This is a genomic window from Streptomyces sp. NPDC003379 (assembly GCF_053589195.1).
Map to the genome: position 1 here is coordinate 1 of NZ_JBSFRK010000104.1, position 8054 is coordinate 8054.

10 protein-coding genes, 1 tRNA gene and 2 pseudogenes are annotated in these 8054 nt (G+C 67.5%); 8 read left to right on the plus strand and 5 right to left on the minus strand.

What is annotated here, in order from left to right; translation table 11 throughout:
• Window positions 1-117: 117 nt before the first annotated feature.
• A complete protein-coding gene (locus tag ACWDVB_RS39860) occupies window positions 118-615 on the minus strand; it encodes a phosphoribosyltransferase (protein WP_451519948.1) in 498 nt (165 codons plus the stop codon).
• Between the two features lie 56 nt (window positions 616-671).
• Complete coding sequence (gene dcd / locus ACWDVB_RS39865) at window positions 672-1247, minus strand: dCTP deaminase (RefSeq protein WP_451519949.1); 576 nt, start codon at window positions 1245-1247, stop codon at window positions 672-674.
• Window positions 1248-1808: 561 nt separating this feature from the next.
• On the opposite strand from dcd, the gene ACWDVB_RS39870 reads away from it, so the two are divergent.
• The 3 genes and pseudogenes from ACWDVB_RS39870 to ACWDVB_RS39880 form a co-directional block, all read left to right on the plus strand.
• Window positions 1809-1882, plus strand: a tRNA-Gly gene (locus tag ACWDVB_RS39870).
• 162 nt (window positions 1883-2044) lie between these two features.
• Window positions 2045-2272 (plus strand): hypothetical protein, encoded by a 228-nt coding sequence (locus ACWDVB_RS39875; RefSeq protein WP_451519950.1) that lies wholly within the window; start codon window positions 2045-2047, stop codon window positions 2270-2272.
• A pseudogene (locus tag ACWDVB_RS39880) lies at window positions 2269-2454 on the plus strand (hypothetical protein); the annotation flags it as partial. The gene ACWDVB_RS39875 and the pseudogene ACWDVB_RS39880, both read left to right, overlap by 4 nt.
• Before the next feature lie 373 nt (window positions 2455-2827).
• Here the strand turns inward: ACWDVB_RS39880 and ACWDVB_RS39885 are convergent.
• Window positions 2828-3334 (minus strand): hypothetical protein, encoded by a 507-nt coding sequence (locus tag ACWDVB_RS39885; RefSeq protein ID WP_451519951.1) that lies wholly within the window; start codon window positions 3332-3334, stop codon window positions 2828-2830.
• A gap of 534 nt (window positions 3335-3868) precedes the next feature.
• Here ACWDVB_RS39885 and ACWDVB_RS39890 point away from each other — a divergent pair.
• Both ACWDVB_RS39890 and ACWDVB_RS39895 read left to right on the plus strand, forming a co-directional pair.
• Window positions 3869-4435: a Uma2 family endonuclease gene (locus tag ACWDVB_RS39890; protein WP_451519952.1), complete on the plus strand. Its 567-nt coding sequence runs from the start codon at window positions 3869-3871 to the stop codon at window positions 4433-4435.
• Window positions 4436-4659: 224 nt separating this feature from the next.
• Window positions 4660-4944, plus strand: a complete 285-nt coding sequence (locus ACWDVB_RS39895) for a CPCC family cysteine-rich protein (RefSeq protein WP_451519957.1) — start codon at window positions 4660-4662, stop codon at window positions 4942-4944.
• Here ACWDVB_RS39895 and ACWDVB_RS39900 read toward each other — a convergent pair.
• Complete coding sequence (locus tag ACWDVB_RS39900) at window positions 4872-5219, minus strand: SH3 domain-containing protein (RefSeq protein ID WP_451519953.1); 348 nt, start codon at window positions 5217-5219, stop codon at window positions 4872-4874. The two genes, ACWDVB_RS39895 and ACWDVB_RS39900, sit on opposite strands and share 73 nt — an antisense overlap.
• Window positions 5220-5593: 374 nt before the next feature.
• On the opposite strand from ACWDVB_RS39900, the gene ACWDVB_RS39905 reads away from it, so the two are divergent.
• Window positions 5594-6670, plus strand: coding sequence for a terpene synthase family protein (locus ACWDVB_RS39905; protein WP_451519954.1), 1077 nt, complete (start codon window positions 5594-5596; stop codon window positions 6668-6670).
• A 53-nt stretch (window positions 6671-6723) separates the two neighbouring features.
• On the opposite strand, the gene ACWDVB_RS39910 is transcribed toward ACWDVB_RS39905, so the two are convergent.
• Window positions 6724-7428, minus strand: a complete 705-nt coding sequence (locus ACWDVB_RS39910; protein WP_451612054.1) for a CAP domain-containing protein — start codon at window positions 7426-7428, stop codon at window positions 6724-6726.
• Window positions 7429-7663: 235 nt separating this feature from the next.
• Here ACWDVB_RS39910 and ACWDVB_RS39915 point away from each other — a divergent pair, with 235 nt between their 5' ends.
• Together ACWDVB_RS39915 and ACWDVB_RS39920 are read left to right on the plus strand one after the other, a co-directional pair.
• The gene (locus ACWDVB_RS39915; protein WP_451519956.1) at window positions 7664-7930 is read left to right on the plus strand and encodes a hypothetical protein; all 267 of its coding nucleotides are present in this window, start codon (window positions 7664-7666) and stop codon (window positions 7928-7930) included.
• A gap of 28 nt (window positions 7931-7958) precedes the next feature.
• Window positions 7959-8054 (plus strand): annotated as a pseudogene (locus tag ACWDVB_RS39920) (AMP-binding protein); the annotation flags it as partial.

Consider the following 8054-nt stretch of genomic DNA (forward strand, 5'->3'; position numbering starts at 1 on the left):
TTCAAACCTACCCACTTACTTGTTCGTACTCTTCCTAACTTTGGTGATGGGCCCGTATCAATCCCCCTCCTCCGGGCCCTTCTCTCACGTACAGCCGAGTACAAACAGACGGACGGGTCAGGCGTCGAGAACCTGACCCTCCCGCTTCACGACGGGCGGCTCGACGCTCCAAGGGAAGTTGATCCACTCGTCGGTCCGCTTCCAGACGTACTCGCACTTCACGAGCGAGTGCGACTTCTCATAGATGACGGCGGACCGCACCTCGGCGACATGATCGAGGCAGAAGTCGTGCACGAGCTTCAACGTCTTCCCGGTGTCGGCGACGTCATCGGCGATGAGCACCTTTTTGTTGGTGAAGTCGATGGCGTTGGGCACGGGCGAGAGCATGACGGGCATTTCGAGGGTCGTACCGACGCCCGTGTAGAACTCGACATTCACCAGATGGATGTTCTTGCAGTCGAGCGCGTACGCGAGCCCACCGGCGACGAAGACGCCACCGCGGGCGATGGAGAGCACCACATCCGGCTGATACCCGTCGTCGGCGACGGTCTGCGCGAGTTCGCGCACGGCGCGGCCGAACTTCTCGTACGTAAGATTCTCGCGCACGCCACTCATACCGCCACTCATACCGCTGCTCACATCACTGCTCACATCACTGCTCACGCCGCTGCTCACACCTGTGTCCGATGGAAATTGAGGAAGGACCGGGAGGCGGTCGGCCCGCGCTGCCCCTGATAACGCGACCCGTACCGCTCGGAGCCGTAAGGCGACTCGGCGGGCGAGGTCAGCCGGAACAAGCACAGCTGCCCGATCTTCATGCCCGGCCAGAGCTTGATCGGCAGAGTCGCCAGATTCGAGAGTTCCAGGGTCACGTGCCCCGAGAAACCGGGGTCGATGAACCCGGCGGTGGAGTGCGTGACGAGCCCGAGCCGCCCGAGGCTGGACTTCCCCTCCAACCGACTCGCCAGGTCATCGGGGAGGCCGATGACCTCGTACGTCGAGGCGAGCACGAACTCCCCCGGGTGCAGGATGAACGGCTCATCGCCCTCGGGCTCCACGAGCCGCGTCAGATCGGCCTGCTCGACGGAGGGGTCGATGTGTGGGTAGCGGTGATTCTCGAACACCCGGAAGTAGCGGTCCAGCCGCACGTCGATGCTCGAGGGCTGCACCATGGATTCGTCGTACGGGTCGATCCGCACTCGTCCGGAGTCGATCTCGGCCCGGATGTCCTTGTCTGAGAGAAGCACGCACCGAGGATACGCAGAGCGCGCGGGCCCGCCACAATCTCATCGACTGCGACGTCCCCGCGCGCCCGTACCGGTTGTCCCCGTGCCCGTCTCCGTCCCCGTGGGCTACCGCTTCTGAAGGCTCACCGGCACGGCGTGCCGGAGCCGGGCGCAGCGCGGACAGCGGATGAGCCGGCCGGGACCGAGCCGGCCGGCCTGCTGCATCGGGAACGACGCGGTACTGAACACGTGCCCTTCGGCACATCGGACGACGGTGCGCTCCATCAAGTCCTCGAGTCCCTTCCCCAAAGCCGTCTCTGAACCAGTGCGCCGGAGGCTGGTTCCCTCTCCGCCCCTCAACGCACGAAAGCCCACATTACGACACCAAAGGGACGCCACTCCAAGCGGCACGACCACGGCCCACGACCCGCCTACGGCCCGTCCACGGTACGCCCCAACTCCCTCCCGCCGCACGGCGCATCCACCTCCCGGACAGCACACGGGCCCCGCGGCGAGAGCGCCCGGGGCCCGTGATGAGGTAGAGTGTGCGACGTTACGACACCGCTTCTGGCGGCACGTTTCGCGGGTGTAGTTTAGTGGTAGAACATCAGCTTCCCAAGCTGAGAGTGCGAGTTCGATTCTCGTCACCCGCTCCACGAAGAAGGCCCAGGTCATCGACCCGGGCCTTTTTGCTGTCCTCGCTGATTACTCGCCGCGTGCCAGATCCGTGCCAGAAGGCTGCTCGCCCGCCTTGTCGGCCGAGGCTGCTCGCCGGGCCCGGCGAACGGTGGCCTCCAGCCCGTCAGGATCCGACTCTGATGATCGAGGTCTCGCCGAAGATGGTCGCCCTGTCGGTCACGGACGGCGGAGGTACAGGAACCGCCCCCGAGGCCCAGCACCAGGACGAGGAGGCGGAACACGGCCGGGGCCTGGACATGGTCAGCGCCATCGCCCACCGAGTCCTCGTCCACGACAGCGACCACGGCCTCACGGTCACCGCAGCCCTCTACACCCAGGCCGGCCACGGAGCCCAACTATGCCGATGAGCAAGCCTCGCCGCGGCTACTGGTGCGAGTGCTGGACGGAACCCACAACCACGGACGACCACCCCGGACCACAGCTACGAGCATCCTTCGACGCCTACTCGGCACCACAGGCGGACCGATGGGTAGCGGTCGCACTCCGCACGATCTCCCCGGCACTCGACGCCGACGCATCAGATGAAGCCTGAGAGCGGCTGTACGAGGGCCGCATCCGCACCCGCAGAGCGCTCCTCCAGATGGATAGGGCCGGAGGCCATGAGTCGAACACCGCATAGCGCGGCCGCGGTCCAAGCATGCCTCCGGCGGGGGCGCTCAGGCTCAGGATGGAGGGGGGGCGCCGTCTGCGCGTGCCGGCCGATCGTGGCGTGCGCGGGGGCTCCCATCCCGTCTGTCATCGCCCCAGGCAGAGCCGAGCAGACGCGGGCCCCTGGCGACCAGGTCGTTCGTACAGTGGCGCGCTCCACCTGGACGCCAGGAACCACGCCCGCTCCACGGTGTGTGGGTCGACGGCAGATGGGATGGGAGCTGGGGAGAGTGGTGGGTGGAGGAAGCGGGCAGCTACGGGTTGTCCGTAGCCAGCGTCCGGCTCTGCAGGTGACGCAAGGCGTCATTCTGAGGGATTCCCAAGTCGTGCCGAGCCTTTTCGTGGAACGTGTTCATGAGGTCGATGAGGCCCACTACGACAGGAGTCGTCACATGCCTGCGGGTGGCGTCCAGGTGCTTCCACACAGCGCGATTGACTGCGTCGGCAGCCTGCACTGCCGTTGGAGACGCCAACAAGGCGAGTGCCTCGAACAGTACTGCTCGCTTCCGCTCCGCTTCCTCCATCGCAGCAAGGTAATTGTGGTGCGCCTCTGAACCCTCTTCCGCCTGCCGGGAACGCTTCCCAGCTTCGATCATCTCCTTCACACAAGAGGAGTACTCGATGTAAGTGTCGATCTTGCGCTCGTCCCAGCGGGTTTCCAGCGTGCGCCTGTGCCGAGTGCGCTCGGCCATCGTCGTCGAGAGGTATGAGGTCAGAGCACCGATGAAGACGCCAACGAGCGTCAGAACCTGACTGAGCATGGTCATCAAACTAGCCGGTGGTCAACGCACGGCGGAGGCGAGGCCCGCGTGGGAACCGCGTGATCCAGCGCCCTGGTACGCCGCATTGGGCTTGTTCAGGGCGCCTCCTTCGGGTGACACCAACGCCTGACACCAACAGGGGTGGACAGCAGCGGACGACGACGGACGCCAGCAGACAACCAAGCAGGAAACGTGAGGCCACAAGCTCAAGACTCCGCACCTCTGAAACCCGTGCCGAATCCGTGCCAGGCTGGTCGGGGCGCCACGGAGAAGGGCGGGGAACGGAGCACAAGCGACGAGGGCCCGGAAGCCTCTCCCCCGCAGGTCAGGCGCCCAACTCTCCCTAGACCAACCGAGCTTCCCAAGCTGAGAATGCGAGTTCGATTCTCGTCACCCGCTCCGCAGTTGAGGCCCAGGTCATCGACCCGGGCCTTCTTGCTGTGCGATTTCGCTCGGAGGACGCGTCCGCGAGGTGGGGACAGTACGCTGAATCAGCGGGATCGGGCCCGCCGCACAGTGTCCGGGAGGCATGTTGTGACTGCCGAGATGGTGGCCCCGGCGTGGATGCACGAGCAGATCACGGCGGAGGAATACGAGTCGTGGTCCGAGGAGCAGTGCGCCGGCATCGAGATCGTGGACGGAATGGTCGTCGTGAGCCCTAGCGCGTCCAAGCGGCACAACCGGCTGGCCAGGTTCCTGGCGAACGCCCTGGACGCCGCCGCCGGCCCCGACTGGAACGCCGACACGGACTTCGACGTCCGCCTGCAGGACGTCCCGCTCACCAATCGCCGCCCCGACGTCATCGTCTACCGCGCGGACACGATCGACGTCACGCCCACCCGGCCCGAGCACGTCCTGCTGGTGGCCGAGGTGGTGTCGCCGGGCTCCGAGACCACTGACCGGATCGTGAAGGTCGACCAGTACGCCAAGGCCGGCATTGGCTTCTACTGGCGGATCGAGCAGGCCGCGACGGGCATGCCGCTGGTGTATACGTACCTACTCGACCCCGCGACGAAGACCTATCGGGACGGGGACGTTTTCACCGGGGTCGTGAAGGCCGCCGCCCCCTTCGCCGTGGAGATCGACCTCAGCCAGGTCTGAACCGGTCGCACCGCAGGCAGAGGGCCTGCCCTGGCTGACCGCTCGACGATGTCGTGCCCGACCGGGTGCCCTTCGGCGCGGACAACCATGGTCGACAGGAGTGCGTCCCGATTCTTCGAGCCCCCGGGCCATGGGCCCAGGGGTTCTTTGCTGCCCAGCCAGCCCGGACCGGCACGCGAGCAGCGCACATTACGGGCCTGCCGCAGTATGCAGAAGTGACCTTCATGATTGTTCGTCGGAGCGCCGGGGAGGGGCCGTATCGCTGTCCGTGCTGTGGCTTCATCACCCTGGGCGAGCGCGCAGCCTTTGAGATCTGCGACGTCTGCTACTGGGAGGACGACGGCCAGGACGAGCACGACGCCGACGAGGTGCGCGGTGGCCCCAACCACGACCTCAGCCTGCGCCAGGCAGGCGCCGGGGCATGTGTGCCTCAGCCTCAGGTGCCGAAGTCCCCAAAGGCGCGGTGGTCCAGCCAGCCCTTTATGCCGCCGTTGAGGTGCTTGCCGTAGTACCAGGTGATGCCGGACTTCTTCGTCTTGCAGTAGACGCGGAAGGGGGCGCCCGCGTAGAGCTCCTCCTTGTTCGCGTAGCTGTAGCCCGGCCCGTTCTGGATGGTGGAGCGGAACGGGTTGGTCACGTTCCAGGTTTCGTCCGCGATGTTCTTCGTGCACGCGGACGAGCCGACGGCCGAGGCGCTCGGCGCCATCAGCAGTGATCCGCCGAGCGCGATGGTGACGGCGGCGGCTCCGGTGAAGAGTGTCTTCCTGAAGCTGGTACGGCGCATACAGATCCCCGTTGTTCGTTGTTTGTTGTTCGTTGTTTGTGCGTTGTGGTGTGGTGTGGTTGCCCGCTCGGAACGCCTGGTCGGGCAAGGCCACTTGGTGTCCCAAGTGGATCAAGCGCTGGGGACGCTAGCAGAGGTTTGTGATGATCACGACGAGACTTCGGGTGCCTTCGGGACCTCTCGTGTGGTGATTTCCGCCGTTGCGGGGTGCGCGGGTGCGGTGCGGGTGCGGGTGCGGGGTCAACCGTCGGGGGTGCTTGGCGTCTCTTTTGGCTGACAGCTGGGGATTTGGGGCATGGCTCGTCGAGATAGCCGCGTGCGTTTGTCGATGATCGGCACCTTCCGGACTTCTTGAGGGAAGGTGTGTGTCCGTCATGGCCCATCGCGTGTCCGACGTGGAATTGCCGCCGCTCTACTGCCCGCTGGAATCCGCCGTTCATCCGCATGTCCGACGCATTGAGCGGCGAGCCGTGGAGTGGATCCGGGCGAGTGGCATGTGTGCCACCGAACGGGAAAAGGCGTGGGTCATCGCCACGCACAGCGCCGACTTCTTCGCGCGGTTCGCCCCGGATGCCGAGGACGACGACCGGCTGCTGGCGGCGGCCCTGTGGGTGTACTGGGGGTTCGCCTTCGACGACGCCCGCTGTGACTCCGGGCCGCTGAGCAGTCGGCCCGCGCAGTTCAACGCCCTGGCCGGTCAGGTGCAGCGGGCCTGCGAGGCGCCATCGGCCGTGGGGGAGGATCCGTACATCGCTGCGCTGCAGGACATCGTCGGGCGGTTCCGTTCCTTCGCGCCGCCCACTCAGGTGCGGCGCTTCGCGCGCGGGCACCAAGCGTGGCTGGCCGGGGTCGCCTGGCAGGTCGGCAACCAGGCCGCCGGGCACATGCCGGGGCTCGACGACTTTCTCGCGATGCGGCTGCTGTCGTCCGGGGGCGAGCCGACGTTCGCGCTACTGGAGTTGGCGACCGGGGCCGAGGTGCCCGACCGCGAGATGCACCGGCCGGCCGTGCGGGCGCTGACGGAGATGGCGATCCTCGTCGCCGCGCTCGACAACGACCGGCACTCCCTGGTGAAGGAGCTCAGCCGCAACCAGGCCGACCAGAACCTCTATACGGTGCTGATGGCCGAGCGGTCCATGCCGTTGCAGGAGGCCGTGGAGGCCGCCAACGGGCTGCGCGACCGGGTGCTGCGGCGCTTCCTCGACCTGCACGATCAGGTCCGGCCGACGGCCGGCGCCGATCTGCGGTCGTATCTACGAGGACTGCGGTACGGGATCCGCGGCAACAACGAGTGGGGGATGCGTGTGCCCCGCTATCTGAGCCTCGGGCACTGGCCGGACGACATGGAGTTCAGCGAACTGGCGTACGCGTCCGAGCCGTCCGACACGCGGCCGGGGCCGATCGAAGGGGCGCCGAGTGTCGCGTGGTGGTGGGATGGCGGGCTCTCCTGAGCGGAGCCGGTCAGCCGGTCGTCCTCACTGACCGCGCGCCATCGACGTCGTCGTCAGCGGCGCGCCGCCAGGTCCAGCGTCCACCAAGGGCCGCCCCCTCCGGACTCGGCACCGACACCTACGTGCGTGAAGTCGCAGGTCAGCAGGGATTCGCGGTGTGCGGAGCTGTCCACCCATGCCCTCACCGCGGCCTCCGGGGTGTCCTGCCCGGCCGCGATGTTCTCCGCGGTGCTCCGGGCTCGGTACCCGGCGGCCCGTACGCGCTCGGCGGGGGTGCTGGAGCCCGCCCCCGTGTGGGTGAGGCGGCCCTGGCGGGCCATGTGCGCGCTGTGGGCCTCCGCGGCGCGGGTGAGCGCGGCGTTCAGGCGGACGGGCGGGCAGTCCGCGTCGGCGCGGGACTGGTTGACGGCGGCGACCATCCGGTGGGCCGTTCCCTTGGGGCGCGGGTGGGCCGTTCCCTTGGGGCGCGGGTCGGCCGTTCCCGTGGGCCGTGAGTCGGCCGCCTTCGAAAGTGGCGAGGACGCCTGCTGCCAGCCGCCGGGCGTCGGCACCGGCCACGGCGGCACCCGGTACGGAGCGGGCGGCGCCGGTACGGGGGGCGGTGGGCCCGCCCATGCCGGGGACGCGCCGCCGCCGCCCAGCAGCGCCAGGAAAAGCAGCACACCTCCCGTCGCACCCCCCGTCACCGCGGCCTTGTGCCCCGCACGCACCGCCGCCGCCCGGAGCGACCAAAAGCCCCGCCACCGAATTCCGGTCATACGCTTCAGCCTCCCGTTTCTTCCTTTCGTAAGCGGTGCTTACCGTACCGACAATTCGGGCCGACGCCTGGCACAGTCGCCACACCATGCGCGTATTCATGCGCTTTTAGGCTGGTGTACCTGCGGGTTCGTTCGGGGGAATACGGCATTTACAGTTTTCGTGTGAGCGGTTGGCATCGATAGGCTGCAATGAGTTCCTTTCCCTGCATTCCCGGCAGGCTTCCTGGAGGTTTTTATGTTCTCTTCGCTTCTTCGCTCCGCGGCCGTGATGTCGCTGGCAGCGCTGGCCCTGACGGCGGGCGCGAGCACGGCGGGCGCGAGCGCGAGCACGGCGGGCGCCGCCCCCGCGCCGGCCAATGCCACGGCCCCGGCCCCGGCCGTCGGCCACCTCGGCCACCCCGACCCTGACTTCCACCACCACCACCCGCCGCTGAACTTCGGACCGTTCCAGGTCCCGAGCAACGGCTCCGTCTCCGGCGGCTTCGCATGGAACGCGCGGTAAGGACACGAGGGAACGTGTACGAAGACGAATCGCCTGCGCGAAGGCCGGCGCCGTCCTGGTCCCGGTCAACTGGCGCCTCACGCAGGGCGAGGTGGACCACATCCTGCGCGACTCGGGCGCCGTG

Coding starts and splice junctions, on each gene's coding strand:
- ACWDVB_RS39910 (WP_451612054.1), bottom strand. CDS start 7,428: ATGACCGGAATTCGGTGGCGGGGCTTTTGGTCGCTCCGGGCGGCGGCG.
- ACWDVB_RS39885 (WP_451519951.1), bottom strand. CDS start 3,334: ATGCTCAGTCAGGTTCTGACGCTCGTTGGCGTCTTCATCGGTGCTCTG.
- ACWDVB_RS39900 (WP_451519953.1), bottom strand. CDS start 5,219: ATGCGCCGTACCAGCTTCAGGAAGACACTCTTCACCGGAGCCGCCGCC.
- ACWDVB_RS39860 (WP_451519948.1), bottom strand. CDS start 615: ATGAGTGGCGTGCGCGAGAATCTTACGTACGAGAAGTTCGGCCGCGCC.
- ACWDVB_RS39895 (WP_451519957.1), top strand. CDS start 4,660: ATGATTGTTCGTCGGAGCGCCGGGGAGGGGCCGTATCGCTGTCCGTGC.
- ACWDVB_RS39915 (WP_451519956.1), top strand. CDS start 7,664: ATGTTCTCTTCGCTTCTTCGCTCCGCGGCCGTGATGTCGCTGGCAGCG.
- ACWDVB_RS39875 (WP_451519950.1), top strand. CDS start 2,045: ATGATCGAGGTCTCGCCGAAGATGGTCGCCCTGTCGGTCACGGACGGC.
- ACWDVB_RS39905 (WP_451519954.1), top strand. CDS start 5,594: ATGGCCCATCGCGTGTCCGACGTGGAATTGCCGCCGCTCTACTGCCCG.